The 20784-nt window shown below is 62.9% G+C and carries 19 protein-coding genes, 1 tRNA gene and 1 pseudogene; 11 read left to right on the forward strand and 10 right to left on the reverse strand.

All coding sequences use genetic code 11. From position 1 onward, the window contains the following. Nucleotides 1-20: 20 nt before the first annotated feature. Both OKW52_RS17015 and OKW52_RS17020 read left to right on the forward strand, forming a co-directional pair. Nucleotides 21-836: pseudogene (locus tag OKW52_RS17015) on the forward strand (MBL fold metallo-hydrolase). Nucleotides 837-952: 116 nt separating this feature from the next. Beyond that, nucleotides 953-1027, forward strand: a tRNA-Asn gene (locus tag OKW52_RS17020). Between the two features lie 432 nt (nt 1028-1459). Here OKW52_RS17020 and OKW52_RS17025 read toward each other — a convergent pair. The 7 genes from OKW52_RS17025 to OKW52_RS17055 all read right to left on the reverse strand — a co-directional run bounded on the left by OKW52_RS17025 (nt 1460) and on the right by OKW52_RS17055 (nt 6770). Next, on the reverse strand, nt 1460-2224 hold the full coding sequence (locus OKW52_RS17025) for a response regulator (protein ID WP_264506779.1): 765 nt from the start codon (nt 2222-2224) through the stop codon (nt 1460-1462). Between the two features lie 27 nt (nt 2225-2251). After that, a complete protein-coding gene (locus tag OKW52_RS17030) occupies nt 2252-2989 on the reverse strand; it encodes a sensor histidine kinase (protein ID WP_264506780.1) in 738 nt (245 codons plus the stop codon). 256 nt (nt 2990-3245) lie between these two features. Beyond that, on the reverse strand, nt 3246-4451 hold the full coding sequence (locus OKW52_RS17035) for a sensor histidine kinase (protein ID WP_264506781.1): 1206 nt from the start codon (nt 4449-4451) through the stop codon (nt 3246-3248). Next, nucleotides 4448-5059, reverse strand: coding sequence for a SpoIIE family protein phosphatase (locus tag OKW52_RS17040; RefSeq protein ID WP_264506782.1), 612 nt, complete (start codon nt 5057-5059; stop codon nt 4448-4450). Before OKW52_RS17040 ends, OKW52_RS17035 begins: the two co-directional genes overlap by 4 nt. 17 nt (nt 5060-5076) lie before the next feature. Next, nucleotides 5077-5493: an anti-sigma regulatory factor gene (locus OKW52_RS17045; protein ID WP_264506783.1), complete on the reverse strand. Its 417-nt coding sequence runs from the start codon at nt 5491-5493 to the stop codon at nt 5077-5079. Further along, a complete protein-coding gene (locus tag OKW52_RS17050) occupies nt 5490-5852 on the reverse strand; it encodes an STAS domain-containing protein (protein WP_264506784.1) in 363 nt (120 codons plus the stop codon). The genes OKW52_RS17045 and OKW52_RS17050 overlap by 4 nt, the downstream gene beginning before the upstream one ends. Nucleotides 5853-5855: 3 nt before the next feature. After that, entirely contained in the window at nt 5856-6770 is a 915-nt protein-coding gene (locus OKW52_RS17055; RefSeq protein WP_264506785.1) for a protoglobin domain-containing protein, read from the reverse strand. Nucleotides 6771-7026: 256 nt separating this feature from the next. On the opposite strand from OKW52_RS17055, the gene OKW52_RS17060 reads away from it, so the two are divergent. The 9 genes from OKW52_RS17060 (at nt 7027) to OKW52_RS17100 (ending at nt 17553) form a co-directional block, all read left to right on the forward strand. Then, on the forward strand, nt 7027-7602 hold the full coding sequence (locus OKW52_RS17060; RefSeq protein WP_264506786.1) for a hypothetical protein: 576 nt from the start codon (nt 7027-7029) through the stop codon (nt 7600-7602). Nucleotides 7603-7698: 96 nt separating this feature from the next. Beyond that, nucleotides 7699-9015, forward strand: a complete 1317-nt coding sequence (locus tag OKW52_RS17065; RefSeq protein ID WP_264506787.1) for a coiled-coil domain-containing protein — start codon at nt 7699-7701, stop codon at nt 9013-9015. 66 nt (nt 9016-9081) lie between these two features. Further along, complete coding sequence (locus tag OKW52_RS17070) at nt 9082-9948, forward strand: O-fucosyltransferase family protein (RefSeq protein ID WP_264506788.1); 867 nt, start codon at nt 9082-9084, stop codon at nt 9946-9948. A 308-nt stretch (nt 9949-10256) separates the two neighbouring features. Beyond that, entirely contained in the window at nt 10257-11381 is a 1125-nt protein-coding gene (gmd, locus tag OKW52_RS17075) for a GDP-mannose 4,6-dehydratase (RefSeq protein ID WP_264506789.1), read from the forward strand. 137 nt (nt 11382-11518) lie between these two features. Beyond that, complete coding sequence (locus OKW52_RS17080; protein WP_264506790.1) at nt 11519-12181, forward strand: hypothetical protein; 663 nt, start codon at nt 11519-11521, stop codon at nt 12179-12181. Beyond that, complete coding sequence (gene fcl / locus OKW52_RS17085) at nt 12178-13152, forward strand: GDP-L-fucose synthase (protein ID WP_264506791.1); 975 nt, start codon at nt 12178-12180, stop codon at nt 13150-13152. Before OKW52_RS17080 ends, fcl begins: the two co-directional genes overlap by 4 nt. Nucleotides 13153-13489: 337 nt before the next feature. Then, the gene (locus OKW52_RS17090) at nt 13490-14929 is read left to right on the forward strand and encodes a mannose-1-phosphate guanylyltransferase/mannose-6-phosphate isomerase (protein WP_264506792.1); all 1440 of its coding nucleotides are present in this window, start codon (nt 13490-13492) and stop codon (nt 14927-14929) included. Beyond that, nucleotides 14926-16284 carry a phosphohexomutase domain-containing protein gene (locus OKW52_RS17095; RefSeq protein WP_264506793.1) on the forward strand — a complete coding sequence of 453 codons (1359 nt, stop codon included), beginning with the start codon at nt 14926-14928 and terminating at the stop codon, nt 16282-16284. The genes OKW52_RS17090 and OKW52_RS17095 overlap by 4 nt, the downstream gene beginning before the upstream one ends. Before the next feature lie 102 nt (nt 16285-16386). Beyond that, nucleotides 16387-17553, forward strand: coding sequence for a nucleotide sugar dehydrogenase (locus OKW52_RS17100; protein WP_264506794.1), 1167 nt, complete (start codon nt 16387-16389; stop codon nt 17551-17553). On the opposite strand, the gene OKW52_RS17105 is transcribed toward OKW52_RS17100, so the two are convergent. From OKW52_RS17105 to OKW52_RS17115, 3 genes are all read right to left on the reverse strand, one after another. Continuing rightward, nucleotides 17536-17865: a hypothetical protein gene (locus OKW52_RS17105; RefSeq protein ID WP_264506795.1), complete on the reverse strand. Its 330-nt coding sequence runs from the start codon at nt 17863-17865 to the stop codon at nt 17536-17538. The two genes, OKW52_RS17100 and OKW52_RS17105, sit on opposite strands and share 18 nt — an antisense overlap. Before the next feature lie 323 nt (nt 17866-18188). Further along, the gene (locus OKW52_RS17110; RefSeq protein WP_264506796.1) at nt 18189-19781 is read right to left on the reverse strand and encodes a DUF2793 domain-containing protein; all 1593 of its coding nucleotides are present in this window, start codon (nt 19779-19781) and stop codon (nt 18189-18191) included. Between the two features lie 114 nt (nt 19782-19895). Further along, nucleotides 19896-20780 carry a transglutaminase family protein gene (locus OKW52_RS17115; RefSeq protein WP_264506797.1) on the reverse strand — a complete coding sequence of 295 codons (885 nt, stop codon included), beginning with the start codon at nt 20778-20780 and terminating at the stop codon, nt 19896-19898. Between the last annotated feature and the right edge of the window lie 4 nt (nt 20781-20784).

A 20784-nucleotide genomic window follows, 5' to 3' on the forward strand; every position in this document is an offset into this window, starting at 1 on the left:
TGGCCCCCAACGCCTCGCCAATGACCGAGCGCGGCACCAACACCTACCTCCTGGGGCAAGGCGCGGTAACCGTGATCGACCCCGGCCCCGCCGACCCCGCGCATCTGGCGGCGATCATGGCCGCCCTCGCCCCGAAGGAACGCATAACCCAGATCCTTGTCACCCACGCGCACAAGGACCACTCCCTCTCGCCCGGCCGCTGGCCGAGGCGACCGGCGCGCCGGTGCTGGCCTTTGGGGATGCGTCGGCAGGGCGGTCAGCCCGGATGGCCACCCTGACCGGAGCGGATATCGGCGGCGGCGAAGGGGTTGATGCCGGGTTCATGCCGGATGAGACCCTGCCCGATGGCATCACATTCGACGTTGCCGGCCGCCCAATGCAGGCAATCCACACGCCCGGGCATTTTGGCAATCACCTGTCGTTTCGCTGGGGCGACGCGCTTTTTTCCGGCGACCATGTGATGGGGTGGGCCCCCAGTCTGGTCTCGCCCCCGGATGGCGACCTGACGGACTTCATGGCCAGTCTTGATCGGCTCGAATCACTGGGCGCGTTGCGCTACTATCCGGGCCACGGGGCACCTGTCGTCGATGGACTGGCCCGCACCCGCGCATTGCGCCAGCACCGGCTCGGACGCGAGATCGTCGATTCGTGCTGCCGTGGCAGCCGGAGCCGCCACACTGAACGCGGTGACTGCGGCGGTCTATACCGACATCCCCCCGGCCCTGCTCCCTGCCGCCGCGCGCAACGTTCTGGCCCATCTGATCGATCTCGACGCCCGCGGGATGCTTGTTTTCAACGGCCCGCCGGGCCCCGACACACCCCTCTCTTCGCGCTGAGTTGCCGGTCTGAAAGGACCGGTTGAGGGCCCGTTTCAACGCCGTGACATTCGGGTAAAAAAAACGCTGAAATCCTCTGGACGCCGGTAGGGTGCCTTGTTATACGGCCCCCATGTTCCGGCGTAGCTCAGCGGTAGAGCAGTTGACTGTTAATCAATTGGTCGTAGGTTCGATCCCTACCGCCGGAGCCAAAATCTCTTACTGAGATCAATGGCATAAGGGCCCATCGCAAGATGGGCCCTTGTCATTTCTGGATGCGCTCGCCAGCCCCCTGCGTTCAACATCCGTCCGTGGGATACGAGCCTGCGGTATCGCCATTTTTCGGCAAAGGGTTCGATCAATCCTGACCGCCGCGCCGCGATGGCTTTACCCCGGTCAACCGCTTCCTCTTTCGGGCGCACCGGCACGTGGGCACTCTACGGCCGCGGTCAGACAGACCAGATCGAAACCATCGACCAGCGCCTTCACCGCGCGCAGATCATGCCGCCAAATCTTGTGTATCAGGTAACGACGCCGCTTTCCGGCACATCCCGAACAGACTAGAAAAGCTTGTGATCAGGCGACAAAGCCTTTGCGCGAGACCTCTCGTTGATCGCCAATTTGTCCACATCGCCCTTTTCCCTTTACCGAAACAAGAAACTGTCCGGCTGTTCGGCATCGAGGAAAAACTGAGCCATATCCGCTTCAGGAGGCAGACCGAAGTTCACGCCGACGGTACGAACCACATCGCGCAGACCGTCCTGGAGCGTTTCACGCAAGAGGCTGCGCACATAAGAATCTTCAAGCGCGATCTGCATGAAATTGCGAATTTCATCCAGATTCACCACGGGCTTCGGGTCACCAAAGTATCGAGAAAACTGTCGCGAGCCACTCAGTGCAGAGAGGACGGTTCCCTGCAGGTAGTCGGGTGAAATATCCGACTTCATAATGAAATCCTGGCACCCGTTTTTCATCGCGCTCACGGCGATGCGTTGATCGGCCTGCCCCGATATCATGATGGAAACGGCCCCGGACTGGCTTTTGTGGTTGCGAATGACGTCAAGTGCAGAAAGACCATCCGATCCCGGCATCTTGTAATCGATAAGAAACAGATCAAAATTCTGCCGATCCAAGCATTCCTTCAAGCCCTGAACAGATGTCGCTTCTTCGATGCGCAGCTTCAAATCGAGACCATTTCCCATCCGACAGATACGTTTGCGATCAAAGCTGCTGTCGTCCAGCACGAGTGTGCGAATTTCCGGCAGTTTCGCCAAGTCGACAGAGGAGAATTCAGGTGATTTTGGCGCCACGTTGATTTCCCCCTCTCGGTCAGTCTTCGCCTCGACTCTGTGCAAAATGTCCTTAGAAACCGTAAACATGTCCGCCGGCCGCCACGAGGCGCTGTCCAACGGTCGAACAAATCTTTCGAAAATCCGCTACGTTTCTTCGCACCCATGGTCGGGAAACCATAGCTTGAAGCCCACACCACGCCCGTCTGGCTGATCAACCCAGGCAAGGTGACCACCATGGACTTTCAAGATCTTATGGACATGCGCCAAGCCCATGCCGCTTCCTTCCACCTCATCGCGCGACTTCAATGTTGTCATTGCGTGAAATATCCGTTCGCGGAATTCAGGCCGGACGCCGGGACCATCGTCGCGAAAGGACAGCACTGTTCCGCCGCCTTCTGATCCGGATTCGATCCAGATATGGTGCATGTCAGCATCGCGGTGGCGCACGGCGTTGGACAGCAAGGCACCCAGCAAGGTCAAAAGGTCCCGATCGCAGATGTCTATCGTCGGCGTCTCCAAGGCCACATTCATTTGAACATCGTGGGGAATTGGTTGGTCGGCACAAACAGTGGCAACCGCCGCCGCCAAATCACTTCTGCCGGTTTTTTGTCCTCGACCGATACGCGAATAGACCAGAAGATCGGAAAGCATCTGATCCAACCGTTTGGCATGGACATTCAAAAGTTCAAGATTCTCGCCCAGCGTGCCCTTGATGCTGTGTCCGGCCGCCTCAAGATCCTCTGCAATCCATTGTGGCACCTCGATCAAGGCGCGGATGGAATTCTTCAGATCATGGCTGATCACATAGGCGAAATCGTCGTCGTCCCCGCTCGCATTGGCGAGCGGTCCGGTCCCAGAGCTGACGCTCGATTGACTGTGCACGGTCGAAACCTTCTTCGAGATCTCGCCCCGGTATACGCTGAAAAGCGCTACGAAACCGTTAAGGCAAGTTGCGCACGAACCGCGCAGCGGTTTGATTAAGCCGCTCGCCCTGCGAGTCGCGCGGCCCCGGCGGTTCAGCTACGGCCTCCAGTCATTCAAACCGTTTCAGGGGCGGCGTTGAAGAACCCGTTGATAGCGTTTTTGGCCGAAGCTTTCGTCATCTGTCGACATTGCTGTTCGGATTATCGGCGCAGATTCAGTCTACAAATCTTTTCAACGCAATGGAAAAGGAGCTTCCGACACCTTGTCGTGACGTAAGACTGAGTTCGCCGCCCAGATTGGCCGCGATTCGTTTGCACAGGGCAAGCCCGATGCCGCTTCCCGGATAGGTGTCATAGGTATGCAGGCGCTGAAACAGGGTAAAGATCCGCTCAAAATGTTGCGGAGCTATGCCGATGCCGTTGTCACTGACGGTCACCCGGACTCGCGTGGGCTGGATCTTTGCCGTGATCAGGACGCGCGGTGGCCGACCGGGAGAGCAATACTTTATCGCGTTTGAAATCAGGTTTTGAAACAAAAGCTTGACCTGCATCGGGTCACCCATGATCGACGGAACATCGGCCATTGTGATTGTCGCCCCCGACCGGATGATGTCGAAACGCAGATCCTCCAGTATATCGTGCAGCACGCCGTTAAGATCGACCCGCCCGAGCGGCGCCTGATGATCGAGGCAACGCGAATACGCCAGAACGTCATCGACCAGCCTGCCCATTCGCACGGAAGTCATGCGGATCAGCGCCAGAAGTTCTGCCGCATCCGTATCGAGGTGCTCGCCCAGGGAAATTTCCAGCTCATCGGAGAGCATGGTGATGGTGTTGGAGGGCGATTTCAGATCATGCGATATCGCGTAAGTAAACTCGGCCTGCTCACGGTTTGCCTGGCGCAAATGGTCTAACGTCTTGTCCAGGACTTCGGTTTTTTTCAACAAATCGCGCGTTCGGTCAGCGACGAGCTTGTCGAGCGTGTCCCGCTGGGCGGCCAGTTGAGCCGACGCCTGTCGCAGTTCGGCCTCTGCCTTCTGGCGGTCGGCGACCTCTTGCAGCAGCCGCGGGACGGTCGTTTTGTAGCCCTTCAGGGCCATGTCATACACGGACAGAAACTCGACCACGAAACTCTCGATCTGGTCGCGGCACTGTTGTGAATGACCGTGGTCGACCAGAAGCGCTTGCGATGCAGAGAAGTGTATATCCATGATTTCCGTTAGTTGGATATCCTCAGGCAGGGCTTCACGCGCCAGGGAATAGGCCGCCATCAAACCCGCTTCGCTGTCCTCTTCAACGCATCTGCGCAACGCCTCCTCATACCGCCGGGCTATGGTCTGCGGCTCGGTGCCTGCTGGATGGTGGTGCGCCGAGTCCGTCGCGTCCGCAGAAGTCTGGTGTGGGGGCTGTGACTTTGTCATTGCAGGGCCCTCAGCTCGATCACCAGAACGAGGGAATCATCGTCGGGGCGGCGGAACGCGGGCAGGATCTGCTCGGCTGCCGCCGCGGCCGTCACGTCGGGTGAGATGTCTTGCGCGAACTCACGCCGCACGCCGTCGGTTGTCAGCACGATCAGCGAACCGGGCCTGAGCAACTGCGATTGCGGTGCGACGCCGTTGAAGGTGAGGCCCAGCGTGCCGCCGATCCGGGTAAGTCCGCCCTCCGGTGTCCGACCGCCATCCGCGTGACCAAACAGCGTGCCGTCAACATCGCCCACCGCGGCCCATGTCATCATGCCCGTCTCATCATTGATCCTGATCAGGGCCAGCGCGGCGCCGCGGCCGCGTTTGAGCGCCTGATGGCAACGCTGAAAATCCGCCTCCAGATGCCCGGTCGATGCGTCTAGCGTTTTCAGACACAGTTCGGTTGTCTCGGCCGCCTTGTGCCCACTCCCCGAGCCATCGGCGACGGCGAACAACAGACCATCCGGTTGGCGCCAGATGCCATAGCCATCACCGCTGGGCTCATGCGGTTTCTTGGCGAAGGACGTCACCGCCCAGTTGAGCATCAAACCGCAGCCGGCAAGCATGATTTCGCCCCCGGCGTTCAATGCAACCATTTGACAACCGTCACTTTGACGCCTTTGCCCGGCTCCGAGGCGATATGGAAGTCATCGACCATCCGCCGCGTCCCGGGCAGACCAAGCCCCAGTGATCTGGCGGTCGAAAACCCGTCAGTCATGGCGGCTTCCAGGTTTTCGATGCCCGGCCCGCTGTCCTTGGCGACAACGCGCAAGCCGCGCTTGCTGCCCCGGTTCACCAGCGACAGTTCGATCGTTCCGGTTTTGGCGTAGTTGACGATGTTGCGCGCCAGCTCGGAAATGGAGGTGGCGATCAGGGCCTGATCCGGTCGGCTGAAGCCCATATCGGCAGCGACCGTGCGCCCCTGTTGGCGGGCAGAGACAATATCGGCATCGGACGCAATCTGACAGGCCATGACGATATCGCTTTCAACCGTGTTCATGGCACGTGCCTTGGGCCCAGCAACGCCATGCCTGCATCAAGGTCCAGCGCCGTGGCGACCTTCGGCAGCGACAGGCCCAACAGCACCATCGACAGGGCCACATCGGCCTGTATGCCGACGATCACGGTCTTTGCCCCGCGCAACTGGATCGCGGCGGCAATATCGGACAATGTCCGCGTGCCAAAACTGTCGAGCACGTCCAGCGCGCTCACATCAATGACGACCCCTGTGGCATTGACCGAGAACACCTTGTCCAACAGGTCCTGTTGCAAATTCAGCAGGTCGCTGTCTGACAGCGCATCCTGAACCGACACGATCAGCACCTTTCCTTGCTGCAAAATCGGCACACGGATGGTCATGCTCTACCTCGCCAGGATCGCTTCGGCTTCGATGATGCCGGATTCCAGATCGCCGGCGGTGTTCAGATCAGCCCCGATCACACCGATCTTGACCAAAGACTGCGCCACATCTGACGAGACCCCGGTCAGGATCGAGCGCGCGCCCATCAACCGGGCGGCCTGCATGGACTGGATCAGGTGGTTGGCCACCGAGCTGTCCACGTCGGCCACCCCGGTAATGTCGAGCACCACCGCGCGGGCATGAAACTGGCGAATGCCTTCGAGCAGCGACACGGTCAGGCTGCGCGCCCGGGACCGGTCCAGCATCCCGACGACCGGGATCAACAGCAGCCCCTGCTTGAGCTTGAGCACCGGCGTGGGCAGTTCGCTCATCAGGCGTTGTTGCCGCTCGATCGTTGCTTCGCGCGTCTCGACATAGGTTTCGAGCGCCAGCGCCATGTCGAAATGGGCGATCTTGGCCAGCGACAGGAACAGCCGGAAGGCCGTCGCCGGGTCTTCGGCCATCATGTCGCCGATCAGGGTGCCCAGCCGATGCAGATAATAGGCGTAAGAGCCGATATAGAGCGTGGGGGTGATCCCCGCCACTTCATGGATGCCGCCGATGCGGCGACGGTCGGCAACGTAGGCATCGTCAAATTCGGCCGAGATAAGGTCCGTAAAGTATTTTTTCTGCCCCGCCTTCACCTGCTCGATCTGACCTTTGGACGTGAATTTCTGTGCCGCGTTATCAAAGCGCAGAATATGGGCATAGAATTCCTCAATGATCTGGTCGGCCACCTGATCGCTGATCGGACCAAGCCTTGCTGCCTGATCCCGGTCGACCTGCCCCAGATCGAACCACGCCAGCGCATCATGGGTGGCGTTGCTGGTCGCGCTGCTGTGATGAGCCCTGTGAGACCCGGAGAGGAGTTCATTCATCTGCTGACCTGTCTTTGCCGAAAGCGTCGGTGCACGCCCAGAGATTAGACGCTGTTCATGAACACCCGCTTAATTCCGATCAGGGTCTGTCAGCGACCCTGCGCCCGGGCCGGTTCGTGTCACCCTGCCCCCTCCGCCCGCCCCGCCCATCGGCGTGCAGCCGCCATGTCGCCGCCGCGCTGGCGAAAATCGCGTGTACGCCGCGCGCCGGGCTGATACCGTCCAGTTCTTCCGACCGCTCACAGGTGAGTTCACCGTGTCTGACATTTTCGACGTCTTCACGCGCGGCCCGCTGGCCGCCCTGCGCGCGGCAGAGCTGTGCGAGACGTTGGTCAATGATGTTGCGTTCACACCGAAGATCTACCCCAGTTGGGACAGCGAGGCTGCGCAGGTCACCCTGACCGCGACAAGCGCCCGCGACGAGCTTGTGCAGATTGCCGGTGTCGTGACCGGGACACCGCGCTGGTTGACGCTCAATTTCGATCTTGGTTCCACGACCCTGCAGGTCGGGGACGTGCTGTGCCTGCTCATCGAGGGCAGCATGGACGTGGCAGCAGACCTCGCGCTCTTTCTGCGCAGCGCGACCGCGTGGGGCACGGAAGACACGGCATGGCTGGACCCCTTGCGCCTGAGCGCCGAGAACGGCGTCACAGCCGCGTTTCACACGCTGGCGCCCTTTGACGCGATCTGCGCGAACGAGGGGTATCACACCCTTGTCATCGACCTGCCGACCGCCGATTTCTCTCTGACTCTGCGCGCCATGCGGCTGTTTTGCATCCCGGCAAACCACGGGCTGGCAAGCGTCCCCTATACCCTGTCCAGCGAGGCCTGACATGGCCCCCTCAGCCGCACGCCATCGGGGATGGATTAAGCGAGTCGGATGTGTTTCAAGATATGATTGTCAGAATTTTGGTACGTTGATCTCTGGATGAAACGAACACGCAGCGACACGCCGACATCGGCGCAACCGGCGGTTTTCTTCCTGGATACGCCGGGACGTGCCACCCTGACCCGGATATGCGACGCGCTCGGACCGGGAACGCGGCAAGCGACATCGCTTGACGGGGCGCTCGACAAGGACGGTCCGGTGCTTGTTGTCACGCTGAACCCGGTCGACAGTCTGGCGCTGGCGCTCAGCACAAACCAAGACACGGCACAGGCCTGTCAGGACTGGCTGGCCACGCGCCGCGATCTGGCCGCGCGGCTTCGCAAGGCGCGCCGGCGCCTGACCCTGATCGACCTGAGCAGCCTGGCGCAACCCGAGGCCACCGCGCTGTGGTCCGAAATCGCGCATCGCTGCGGTCTTGGCGGCCCCGCTGCGGCACCCGCCATCGATCCGCCTGCCCTGCCCGATGCGGTCTTTCGCGCCGCAGCGCAGGCCCTGCTGCAAAGCGACGAGACGGTGACGGCGCTGATCGACGAACTCGCGGCCTGCACGCTGGCCCCCTCTACCCCCACCGATACCCTGAACACCGTCGTCAGCGCGCTGACGCAGCAGCGCGCGCTTGAGGCGCAGATCCGGCACTTGCAGGCAACCGTCGCGCGGCAGACCGAGGCCGACCGCAGCATTCGGGACAGCCACGACCAAGCCCGGTCAGAGATCGGGCAGTTGAAGAAAGACAGCGCCGGCCAGCGGGCCGCGCTGGAAAGAGCCCGCGAGGAACAACGACAGAGCGCCGCAGACCTTGAGGGCAAGTCCCGTGCGCTTGGCGATGCAATGGCGCAATCGGACCTGCTGACCCAACAATTGCTGCAGCTCGAAACAGCTCTCGTGCAAGCAAGCCGCGACAGCGACCAAGCCCGCGACCGCGTCACCGCGCTGGAAAAAGCACTGGCCCAACACCGCAAAGAGCTGACCCTGCACGCCGAGCGGGACCAGCAACTGCAGGCCGATGCCGCGCGCCACCGCGCCCAGGTCACGGCGTTGACGGACCGGCTGGCTGATCGGCTGATGCTCAAGGCAACGAACGAGGCGCTTGAACGCGCCCTGGTCGAGGCGCAGGACAGCGAACGGCGCAGGATCGCACTGCTTTCCGCGCAGCTCCTTGCCGATTCAGCAGCCGCGCAGGTCAGCGCCGATGCCCTTGCTGCAACGCAGGCCGACCGTGACAGCCTGCGCGACCGGTGCCGCGAACTGAGCGACGAGCTGACGCGCGTCTACGGTTCGGCTTCGTGGCGCGTGACAGGGTTGGCGCGCGCAGCGCGGCATCACCTCGGGCCGAAATCGCCCGACGCAAAAGGCTGATCGCCGGTGCGTCGTTCGGCATCCCATCCTGACGTTGGCCCCAAAAGACCGGGCGCACCGTCCGTTTTGCGACGGCGTCGGCCCCGACTGTTCCTTGACGCCCAGCACGGACTTTGCAACCGCCTGCGCGCGCTGGCCTCGGGCGCTGTCATCGCGCACAACACCGGGCGCGAGCTGGTCACCGTCTGGCACCGCGACGAGCATTGCAGAGCGACCTTGCACGATCTGCTGGCCTATGACGGCCCCGTCATCGACGGCGAAGCGGGCGCGCTGATGCGCGCACGGGCTGCCCGGGTTTATAACTACATGGAAATCGAACCCGGTTCGCAGTTCCGCGAGGTGTTGAACGCCCGCGACTGGCCCGACGATGGCGATGTCTATGTGCGGTCGGCCTATACGCTGCACAGCCCCCACCGGACGGTTCAGGCGGAAAACCGCTTCCTGCGCGCGCTGCGCCCCTCGCCCGAGGTGCGCGCGCTGGTCGCACGCGTTGACCATCCGGTCGATGTTGCTGCGCATATCCGCATGGGCACCGGCCCTGAATTCGACCATCTGCCCTATGAAGCCCCTGACAACTGGCCCGAAAGCCGCCACGCCGAGCTGGTCGCCTGGCGGCAGAAAAGCGACGTCAGCCGGTTCATCGCGCGGCTGGACCGGATGCTGGTCATAAAGCCGGACCTCAGCGTGTTTGTCGCCGCCGATCTGGCCGCAACCTATGCCGCCCTGCATCAACGCTATGGCGCGCGGGTGCGGTTCTTGCGACGCGAGCGGTTCGATCGTTCGGCACAGCAAATGCAGTATGCACTGGCCGATCTGATCCTGCTGACTGCCGCGCCGCATTTTCTGGCAAGCGAATGGAGCTCGTTCTCCGAGGTCGCGCAGCGTCTGGCGCGCCCATGGCGCACGCTGGAACGCAGCGGCATTGATTTTTGAACGCGATGCGCAGAAAAAGGGCCGGAACGCCCACCGCGACGGCAGTCGCGGACCGGGTTGGCGTGAGCGATCCAGAAGGTCGCACACCGCCACTTCGCAGTTGCGCTGACCTGCGTTCCGCGCCACGATTGCTGCACCTGCAGCCCCCCGCAACACGCGGCTAAACGGGCCGCAAAAGACGCCAGTTTTTAGCTTCAATATAGGATTTCCCGCCGATCCCATCCTTTGTTGCACATGCAGCACCCCGCCTGTAAAACGGCGCAAAGCGAAAAATTTCATGTTCGCCCGCCTCAAGGTTGCGTAGGAAAATGACAGTCAAAAAAGCGCTTATCACCGGCATCACCGGCCAGGACGGTTCGTATCTGGCCGAGTTTCTTCTTGAAAAAGGCTATGAAGTTCACGGCATCAAGCGCCGGGCTTCGTTGTTCAACACCCAGCGTGTCGACCACATCTACCAAGACCCGCACATCGACAACGCACGGTTCAAGCTGCACTACGGCGACCTGACCGACACCTCGAACCTGACGCGCATCCTGTCCGAGGTGAAACCGGACGAGGTGTACAACCTCGGTGCCCAGAGCCACGTCGCCGTCAGCTTTGAAGCCCCCGAATACACCGCCGATGTCGACGGCATCGGCACGCTGCGCCTGCTCGAAGCGATCCGCTTTCTGGGGCTGGAGAAAACCTGCCGGTTCTATCAGGCCTCGACCTCGGAACTCTACGGGCTGGTGCAGGAAATCCCGCAGCGCGAGACGACACCCTTCCACCCGCGCAGCCCCTATGCTGTGGCCAAGATGTACGCCTACTGGATCACGGTGAATTACCGCGAAGCCTATGGCATGTATGCGTGCAACGGCATCCTCTTTAACCACGAAAGCCCGCGCCGCGGCGAGACCTTCGTGACCCGCAAGATCACCCGTGGTCTGGCCAATATCGCGCAGGGCCTCGAGAATTGCCTGTACATGGGCAACATCGACAGCCTGCGCGACTGGGGTCACGCCAAGGACTATGTCCGCATGCAATGGATGATGCTCCAGCAGGACGCGCCGGACGACTTCGTCATCGCGACCGGCGTGCAGTATTCGGTGCGTGAGTTCATCACCTGGTCGGCCCGCGAGCTGGGCATCGAACTGGCCTTCACCGGCTCCGATGTCGACGAAACGGCAACCGTGGTGTCGGTCACCGGCGACAAGGCTCCGGCCGTGAAACCCGGCGATGTGCTGGTGCGCATCGATCCGCGCTATTTCCGTCCGGCCGAGGTGGAAACCCTGCTGGGCGATCCGACCAAAGCCAAGGAAACACTGGGCTGGGTTCCTGAGATCACCGCTCAGGAAATGTGCGCCGAGATGGTCGCCGAAGACCTCAAAACCGCCAAACGCCACGCGCTTCTCAAGGCACATGGCATGGATCTGCCGGTATCGGTGGAAAACTGAGGTCCTGAAAGCTATTGTCCCTCCGTTGCTCGATGTACCACGCGCATCTGAGGGACATTTCAGAACTGAAGGTCGTTGCAGAAGGAAATCGTGACTTCAGATGTCTTGTCGTAAAGATAAAAGGATAGCGAATTCCAATGGATATTGCCCGTTTTGAGAGCTTAGGCGACAACTGCGAGTTCGGGTTTGTCATGGCGCGCCATCAGCCAAAGAAGAGCAGCCTGTTGCGTTGGGCGCTCACCCCCTTTCCGGTGTTGACCAGACTGCTGCGCGACGACTTCAAGGATCTCTATCAGTTCGAAAACCTGGAACCGACCAGCCCCAAGATGTTGCTGGATCGGGGAACGGGTGTCCGGTTTCACACCGACATGGTCCGCGACAGTGTCTTCGTAGAGGATCACAAAGCGGTCTACGAAAAAGAGATCCACAAGGTGGCGCATCTGCGGCAACGCCTGGAAGAACAACTTCAGAACCCGGACATGATCTTTGTCTACAAAGGTCGCCAGGAGCTGCCCAAGGCCGAGCTTCAGACCCTTGCCGATCTGGTGTCCAGGCGGGGTGGCGCGCAGCTTCTCTATGTGACTGCCAAAGGCGATCTTCCGCCGGGTAGCGTCGAAGCCCATGGCGACAATCTACACATCGCCCGGATCGATCGATTTGCCGATTATGCGACCGCCAATGTCACATCTGAGGCCGTCTGGGATCAGATCCTTGAGAATGCATCCATCAAGATCGCCCCGCGCGCACGCTCAGCCAGCGACATGCCCGGGAGCAAGCCAGCAGGACAGGAAACTTCGTGAAGATCTACATCGCCGGACATCGAGGCATGGTTGGCGGCGCGATTTTGCGTCGGTTGAAGGCGCGTCAGGACGCGGGTGAGGCTCTGACGCTGATCACCCGCACGTCATCGGAACTGGACCTGACCGACCAGCCCGCCGTGCGCGACTTCATGCAGGCCGAGCGGCCCGATGTGGTGATCCTGGCCGCCGCGAAAGTTGGCGGGATCATGGCCAACAACACCTACCCCGCTGATTTCATTTACCAAAACCTGATGATCGAGTGCAACGTGATCCATCAGGCTTTTGCTGCCGGGGTTACGCGCCTGCTGCAACTGGGTTCGTCGTGCATCTACCCCCGGGCCGTGCCGCAGCCCATGCGCGAAGACGCGCTGCTGACCGGCGTTCTGGAACCCACCAACGAGCCCTACGCAATCGCCAAGATCGCCGGGATCAAGCTGTGCGAAAGCTACAACCGCCAGCATGGCACCGATTACCGGTCGGTCATGCCGACCAACCTGTACGGACCCGGCGATAACTTCCACCCGCAGAACAGCCACGTCCTGCCCGCCCTGATCCGCCGCTTCCACGAGGCCGCGCAGGCCGGGACCGAGGTGGTGACGATCTGGGGTTCGGGCAAACCGATGCGCGAATTCCTGCATGTCGACGACATGGCCGAGGCCAGCCTTTTCGTGCTCGACCTGCCGCAAGACGTTTACGCCGCGAACACCCAACCGATGCTGAGCCATATCAACGTCGGCTCGGGGACCGATGTGACGATCCTTGAACTGGCGCAAACCGTGGCGGCGGCGACCGGGTTCAAGGGCCGGATCGACACCGATCCAAGCAAGCCAGACGGCACCATGCGCAAACTGATGGACGTCAGCCGTCTTGCCGATATGGGGTGGCGCGCGCGGGTCGGTTTGGCCGAGGGGATCGCTGGGACGTATCAGTGGTTCCTTGAGCAGGATTCTGGTAGCATCCGGGACAAGTAAACTGCGCCTGTGCGCCGCAAGATCTGGCACAGGTCGGGATCTTGCGGCGCGGACGAACGACACGATGGGCCAGACACCCTGTTGATGACCGCCATGTTCAGGAGGCTATTTTTTGGGCAAAACCAGCGACAATCGCGGTCGACAGGCCCGGCACCGTTCACGGACACCCGTCAACGGCCAGCCTGTCATCAGGCGCGCCGACGCCCTCGGCCGAACATGCGCAAATTTCGTCTGATTTCTTCCACCGCTCAGACACTTAGTTCTCTGGGTGCTTCGGATAAGGCTCTCTTCGGATCACTCGGGCACACCACCAATTCTTTTTGAGGCTGCAACTTCCATGATTCATCCTGTTCTTCTGTGTGGCGGCTCGGGTACGCGCTTGTGGCCCCTGTCGCGCAAATCGTACCCCAAGCAATTCTCGTCGCTTGTCGGGGACGCCAGCCTGTTCCAGACCTCGGCGCAGCGCCTGTCCGGCGACGGGTTCGCGCAACCGGTGGTCGTGACCGGCTCGGATTTTCGCTTTATCGTCACCGAGCAACTGACCAGTGCCGAGGTGACGCCCGCCGCCATCCTGATCGAACCTTCGGCGCGCAACACCGCCCCGGCGATTCTGGCGGCCGCGTTGCAGATCAGCGCCAGCAATCCCGACGCGCTGATGCTGGTGGCCCCCTCGGACCATGTCATCCCTGACGCCAAGCACTTCCGTGACACCGTGCAGGCTGCCACCGAGGCGGCGCGCGCCGGGCAACTGGTCACTTTCGGCATCCGCCCCGACCGCCCCGAAACCGGCTATGGCTGGCTGGAGCTGAGCACCGCCCCCGACGCAGGATTTGCCCCTGTCGTGCAGCCGCTGGTGCGCTTTGTCGAAAAGCCGGACCTTTCCACGGCGCAAAGCATGCTCGACGGCGGTTTGCATCTGTGGAACGCCGGGATCTTCCTGTTCGAGGCCCGCACCCTGATCGCCGCGTTCGAGGCCTATCAGCCCGCCATTCTGGCGCTGGTCCGCGATGCGCTGGCCCAGGCGCAGGCTGATCTGGGCTTTACCCGCCTTGCCCCTGACCCCTGGGCCGCGATCGAGGATATCTCGATCGACTATGCCGTGATGGAAAAGGCCGACAACCTGTCGGTCATCCCCTACGGCGGCGTGTGGTCGGATCTGGGCGGCTGGGAAGCCGTCTGGCGCGAGGGCGGGCCGGATGCAACGGGCGTCGTGACCTCGGGGGCGGCACTGGCGATTGATTGCCAGGATACGCTGCTGCGGTCGGAATCCGACGCGGTAGAACTGGTCGGCATCGGCCTGAAAGACATCGTTGCTGTCGCCATGGCCGACGCTGTGCTGATTGCCCACAAGGACCGCGCGCAGGACGTCAAGAAAGCCGTCACCGCGCTGAAAGCCAAGGGTGCCAAGCAGGCCGAAAGCTTCCCGGTCGATCACCGCCCGTGGGGCTGGTTCGAGACGCTGGTGCTGGCCGACCGCTTTCAGGTCAAGCGCATCCATGTCCACCCGGGCGCCGCGCTGTCGCTGCAAAGCCACCACCACCGGTCGGAACACTGGATCGTTGTGTCGGGCACAGCCAAGGTGACGGTCGACAAAGAGGTCAAGCTGGTAACGGAAAACCAGTCGGTCTATATCCCGCTGGGCGCGGTGCACCGCATGGAGAACCCCGGCAAGGTGCCGATGGTGCTGATCGAGGTGCAGACCGGTGCCTATCTGGGCGAGGATGACATCATCCGCTACGAGGATGTCTATTCGCGCGGCCAGGGAGCCAAGGGATGAGCCTGACCTGCTTCAAAGCCTATGACATTCGCGGCAAGCTGGGCATTGATCTGGACGAAGAGATCGCCTTTCGCATCGGTCGCGGCTTCGCCCGCGCACTGGGGGCCAAGAAGGTTGTGCTCGGCCGCGACATCCGAGCCAGTTCCGAGGCCTTGGCGGCCTCGGTCGCCAAGGCGCTGGTGGCCGAGGGGTGCGAGGTTCTGGATCTTGGCCTTTCGGGCACCGAAGAGATGTATTTCGCCACCACGCAGTTCGGCGCGGATGGCGGGATCTGCGTGACGGCGTCGCATAATCCCATGGATTACAACGGGATGAAGATGGTCCGCGCAGGCTCGGCCCCGCTTGACGCCGCAACCGGCCTGTCGTCGATCAAGGCACTGGCCGAAGCGGATGAGTTCGGCCCCGCCCTGCCCGGCGGCAGCGTCACCGATATCGCACAGGTCGCGCGCGCCGCCTATGTCGAGCAGGTGCTCAGCTTTGTCGACGTCTCGGCGCTCAAACCGCTCAAGATCGTGGTGAACGCTGGCAACGGGGCAGCAGGTCCGACCTTTGACGCGATCGCCGAGGCGCTGGCCGCCAAAGGCTCGCCGCTGACCTTCATCCGCATGCACCACACGCCGGATGGCAGCTTCCCCAACGGCATCCCCAACCCCCTGCTGGTCGAAAACCGCCCGGTCACTGCCGACAAGGTGCTGGCCGAAGGGGCCGACATGGCCGTCGCCTGGGACGGTGATTTCGACCGCTGTTTCTTCTTCGACCACACGGGCGGCTTTGTGGACGGCGAATACATCGTCGGCCTGCTGGCCGAGGTGTTTCTGACCAAGGAACCCGGTGCCAAGATCATCCATGACCCGCGCGTGATCTGGAACACGCAGGACGTCGTTTGCAAGGCAGGCGGCACGGCGGTGCAATCGCGCACCGGACATGCGTTCATCAAGCAATCCATGCGCGATGAGAACGCCGTTTACGGCGGCGAGATGTCGGCGCACCATTACTTCCGCGATTTCGTGTTCTGCGACAGCGGCATGATCCCCATGGTGCTGATGGCCGAGCTGGTCAGCCGCAAGGGCGCGCTGGCCGATCTGGTGGCGCAACGCCGCGCGGCCTTTCCGTCCTCGGGCGAGATCAACTTTCACCCGACCGACCCCAAGGCGACCATCGCCGCCGTGCGCGCGCGCTATGAGCCCGACGCCCGCGGCGTGGATGAAACCGACGGTATCAGTCTGGATATGGGCGACTGGCGCTTCAACCTGCGGTCGTCCAACACCGAACCGGTGGTGCGGCTGAACATGGAAAGCCGGGGCGTTCCGCTGGACGCATCGCTGGCCGCCATTACCGCGATGCTACAGGACTGACGCGGACACGCCTTGCATTTGCCCGATTGAACCGGCAGGTCTGCCCCTGTTCTCAAAGGGTCAGGCCTGCCGGCTGTGGCGCGCAAATGCAGGGACGGGACGATGAAAATTGCAGTTGCCGGACTGGGCTATGTCGGCCTGTCGAACGCCATTTTGCTGGCGCAGGGCAATGAGGTCTGTGCGCTGGACATCTCGGCCGAGCGGGTGCGCGCGGTCAACGAGCGCCGCTCGCCCATCGCGGATACCGAGGTTCAGGCGTATCTGTCGCATCACGCGCTGGACCTGACCGCGACCACCGACCCAGCGCAGGCCTTTACCGGCGCGGCCTATGTCGTTGTCGCCACCCCCACCAATTACGACACACTGACCAACGCCTTTGATACCGCCAGCGTCGAGGCCGTGGTCCGCGACGTGCTGCGCTACGCGCCGCAGGCGGTTGTGGTGATCAAATCGACGATCCCGGTGGGCTATACCCTGCAATTGCGCGCCCGGACCGGGCATGACGCGATCCTGTTCTCGCCCGAATTCCTGCGCGAGGGCCGCGCGCTGTATGACAACCTGCACCCGTCGCGCATCGTCGTCGGCGAACGCAGCGAACGGGCGCGGGTCTTTGCCGGTCTGCTGCGCGACGGGGCGATCAAGCGAGATTGCCCGATCCTGTTCACCGATCCGTCCGAGGCCGAGGCGATCAAGCTCTTCGCCAACACCTATCTCGCCTTGCGCGTCGCCTATTTCAACGAACTGGACAGCTACGCCCTGTCTCGCGGGCTGGATACGCGGCAGATCGTCGATGGCGTGGGGCTGGATCCGCGCATTGGCGGGCATTACAACAACCCGTCCTTCGGCTATGGCGGCTATTGCCTGCCCAAGGATTCCCGGCAGTTGCTGGCCAATTATCAGGATGTCCCGCAAAACCTGATCGCTGCCGTGGTCGAGGCGAACCGCACCCGCAAGGACTTTATCGCCAGCCAGATCATCGCGCGCGCCCCGCGCGTTGTCGGCGTCTACCGGCTGGCGATGAAAGTGGACAGCGACAATTTCCGCGAAAGCGCAGTGCATGGCATTGTCGAGCGGCTGCAAGAGAGCGGCATCACCGTCATCATCCACGAACCGGCGCTGGCGCAGGACAGCTTCAACGGCGCGCGGGTCGAACGCGATCTCGCCGCGTTCAAGGCGCAGTCCGATGTCATCATCGCCAACCGCCACGCCGCCGACTTGAGCGACGTGGCGGACAAGGTTTTCACCCGCGATCTATTCGGGGTCGATTGAGCCCCAGACCGGCAAGCCGGCAAGCACCGCGTCCACGCTCAGCGCCCCGCCTTCCGGCACCTGTTGATCCTGCGCTTGATACATCGCCAGCCAGACGGCATCGCGCCACGCGATGAACGCCTGCGCTTCGGCGGCCCACGGCGCGACCGTGGACGTGCGATACCCGGCGCAGGCTGCCGCATCGTTGTAGCCCAAGGCGCGCGCCTGCGCCTCGACCCGGGCATCCACCGCCGCAACGATCTGCGCCTTGAGCACCGCCAGAGCCTCGGCTGCGCGGTCTTCGGCGGTCTTTATGGTCAGGGTGAAACTCATTGGCCTGCCTCCCCCGCACCGCCGGAAGAACAACGGCCCCTGCCGACGCGCTCACGCTCCAGCCGCTTTCCGGCTGATCGCGGGCGGCATCATCGCCCAAAATCACCCGCACCGTGCATCGAATGTCGCCGCCCTGCCGGGTCACGACGCCGATAAAGGGATGATCGCCGCCCCCAGGCCTGCCTTCGCCGCCTTCAGGCACGCCTGAAAGATCATAAGCCACGCCGTCAATGGTCAGAACCTCGTTCATCACCGAGACAGTTGTTTCGGCGGCACCGGGCAGACCCTGACAGGGAGAGAGTGTGATGTGCATGCGTTCCTCCTTAGAACCACAGACCAAGAGCAAAGACATCCGCCGCCACGGCCGTCGCATCGGTGCCACTGCTGGCGCGGTGCGCGCGGATGTAGGTCACGGCGGTTGTCGTGAGCGTTGCGTAGCTGATGTTGAAGATGCGATCCCCGATCGGCGCCGGAGCCCCCTGACACGCAAGGCCCATGAATTTGGGCGCCGCCGCAAAAGCCGCAGGCAAACTCCAGTCGGCGCTGTTGGTGTAGAACGGTGCAGCGCGCGTGCCCGCGCCGTTGGCGGTTGGCGCGCCAAGGCTCAGCGTGTGCCAGCAAAGCTGCACGCCGTTGGCCAAGCGAACATATTTGCCGTTGGCATTGCTGCCATATTCCATCACCGCACCCGTCGGCACCCCGCCGGACTGCGACACCGCTCCTGACAGGTTGCGGGTATGCAGCAAACGCGCCCAGGCGCCAAAGACGCTTGACCCCCTGTTGCGCACGAAGGCCTCGGTCGCATCCGCGCCATTGGCCCGAACGGCAAACTGTGCGCCCGAGCCGACAGACGCCGGCATGTACTGAATCGCCATCCCGGAATAGGCCGCGGGCAGTCCCGTCGCGCCGCTGTTCGCCCCGTTCGTGGCAAGGCCGCCATAAAGAAAGGCGTCCAGATCCGAAATGGTCGGTGCCGTCGCGCCCAGCACCCCGGCATCCCCGGTCTTGAGCAGACGCCCCGCCGTTGTGTCGACCGCGCTCTGCGTGACCGCCGTCCCGGTGACGCCCGTGTTGATCACCGGCGCGCTCAGGGTCTTGTTGCCAAGCGTCTCGGTCCCGTCACGGGTCGCCAGCGTGCCCGCAATCGGCAGTGTCAGCGATGTTGCCGCCGTCGTGGTCAGCGTCACGGCATGATGGCCTACCCGCGTCAGGGTTGCGGCGACGTCATTGGCGACACCGGTGCCGCCTTGTGCCGGGGACAGCGCGGTGCCCAGCAGCAGCTGGGCCACTGTCGTGGCATTGGTGGCGGCATCGACGCTGAGCGCGGTTGTCCAGGCCGTGCCGTCCGGGCTGACCTTGACGCCGAAACTGTCGTCGCCCAGCGTTCCCATCTCGGCCCGGCCCGAAAAGCCGGTCTGGAACACCAGCGATGCCGTATCGCCACTTGCCGCCTTGTTGACCTTCAGCTGGTGGCCCGCACCGTCATGCGTCATCAGCGTCGCTGCCGCTGCCACGGCCAGCTTGTTGGTGCTGTCATAGCTGGTGTTGACGCCCACCCCCGGCACATTCTGCAAATCGGGCAGATCGGGCGCGACCCAGGCCGCGCCGTCCCAGACCCGGATCTCGGTCTCGAGGGTTGCGCGCCAGCCTGTCTGGGGTGCCAGAAACAGCCAGCCGCCGTTGGCATAGGCTGCCAAGGCACCCGCCTGCCCCGCCCAGTCGTTGACCGGCGCCGGGCCGACAGCCCAGACCTGCCCCTCTTGAGGGGTCAGGGGCGGCGTGTTTTGCGAATAGCTTTGCACGCTCAACTGGACGATCAGGTCCAGTTTTTCCAATGCGGCATTGTGGGTCAGGTGCTTTTGCGCCTGCGCGGCCTGCAAATACGGCAGGCTCAGATTGGTGGATGTCTCGTCCATGTCGGCCTCCTGGTCGAAGGCGGACCATAGGGTCAGACCCGCTAGGAAGCGTGGAGTGTCCGGCCCAACGCAACACAGCCCCGCGCAACACGGCCGCGTGCAACAGGCCTGATGTCAGCTTTCGTCAGCGGGCACCACATCGACCGAATGGCGGCTGTCCTGCCCACCCGTGGTGCGCATCACGCCCATAACCGGCGACACATCGCGGTAGTCGCGCCCGCGTGCAACGGTGATGTAATCCACACCGGCGGGCTGATCGTTGGTCGGGTCAAACTCGATCCAGCCGGTCACCGGCCCGGCCCAGGCCCGAACCCAGGCGTGCATCGCATCCGCGCCCTCCAGCCGGGGTTCACCCGGCGGCGGCAAGGTGCGCAGGAAACCCGAGACATAGCCCGCCGGTATCCCCAGCGCGCGCAGCCCCGCGATCATCACATGCGCAAAGTCCTGACAAACCCCGCTGCGCTGCGCGAACGCTTCCGCCGGGCCGGTCTCGACCGAAGTTGCCTCGGCGTCGAACGCCATCGCACGATGCAGCGCGCCGCCCAGCGTCTCGATTGCCTGCCGCGTTGTCATGCCTTTGCCGACGGCCTTGCGCGCAAAGGCCGAAATCTCAGACACCTCGGGCACACGGGCCGACGGACCCCGAAAATGATGCGGCGAGTCGGGCCCGAGATCCGTGCACCCCGCCAAGGCGTCATCCAAATCGCGCAGCAGCGGCGACAGATCGGCCCCCTCGACAGGGGCCAGTCGCTCGACCTTCAGCGCCAGGGTCAGGGCCAGCGCCTCGATCGGGCGATGCCAGACGGCCGTCGTCGTGGCGTTGCCGAAGAAATCTTTCATCTCCCGCTGTTCGTCGGGCCGGGGCTCAAGCGTCAGGCGCTGCGACAGCACCTGCTGTTCGCCCGGCAGGCTGGGTGCCATCAACCGCACCAGCGTGCGCGAGCGGTCCGACGGAGCCGCGTAGTCGTAGTCGATCGTCAGGGCGATGTCATAGATCATGACG

The sequence above is a fragment of the Pararhodobacter zhoushanensis genome, from assembly GCF_025949695.1.
Classification (GTDB): domain Bacteria; phylum Pseudomonadota; class Alphaproteobacteria; order Rhodobacterales; family Rhodobacteraceae; genus Pararhodobacter; species Pararhodobacter zhoushanensis_A.

Coding starts and splice junctions, on each gene's coding strand:
- OKW52_RS17100 (WP_264506794.1), top strand. CDS start 16,387: ATGAAAATTGCAGTTGCCGGACTGGGCTATGTCGGCCTGTCGAACGCC.
- OKW52_RS17050 (WP_264506784.1), bottom strand. CDS start 5,852: ATGACCATCCGTGTGCCGATTTTGCAGCAAGGAAAGGTGCTGATCGTG.
- OKW52_RS17095 (WP_264506793.1), top strand. CDS start 14,926: ATGAGCCTGACCTGCTTCAAAGCCTATGACATTCGCGGCAAGCTGGGC.
- gmd (WP_264506789.1), top strand. CDS start 10,257: ATGACAGTCAAAAAAGCGCTTATCACCGGCATCACCGGCCAGGACGGT.
- OKW52_RS17045 (WP_264506783.1), bottom strand. CDS start 5,493: ATGAACACGGTTGAAAGCGATATCGTCATGGCCTGTCAGATTGCGTCC.
- OKW52_RS17065 (WP_264506787.1), top strand. CDS start 7,699: ATGAAACGAACACGCAGCGACACGCCGACATCGGCGCAACCGGCGGTT.
- OKW52_RS17110 (WP_264506796.1), bottom strand. CDS start 19,781: ATGGACGAGACATCCACCAATCTGAGCCTGCCGTATTTGCAGGCCGCG.
- OKW52_RS17055 (WP_264506785.1), bottom strand. CDS start 6,770: ATGAATGAACTCCTCTCCGGGTCTCACAGGGCTCATCACAGCAGCGCG.
- OKW52_RS17035 (WP_264506781.1), bottom strand. CDS start 4,451: ATGACAAAGTCACAGCCCCCACACCAGACTTCTGCGGACGCGACGGAC.
- OKW52_RS17090 (WP_264506792.1), top strand. CDS start 13,490: ATGATTCATCCTGTTCTTCTGTGTGGCGGCTCGGGTACGCGCTTGTGG.
- OKW52_RS17080 (WP_264506790.1), top strand. CDS start 11,519: ATGGATATTGCCCGTTTTGAGAGCTTAGGCGACAACTGCGAGTTCGGG.
- OKW52_RS17115 (WP_264506797.1), bottom strand. CDS start 20,780: ATGATCTATGACATCGCCCTGACGATCGACTACGACTACGCGGCTCCG.
- OKW52_RS17105 (WP_264506795.1), bottom strand. CDS start 17,865: ATGAGTTTCACCCTGACCATAAAGACCGCCGAAGACCGCGCAGCCGAG.
- OKW52_RS17040 (WP_264506782.1), bottom strand. CDS start 5,059: ATGCTTGCCGGCTGCGGTTTGATGCTCAACTGGGCGGTGACGTCCTTC.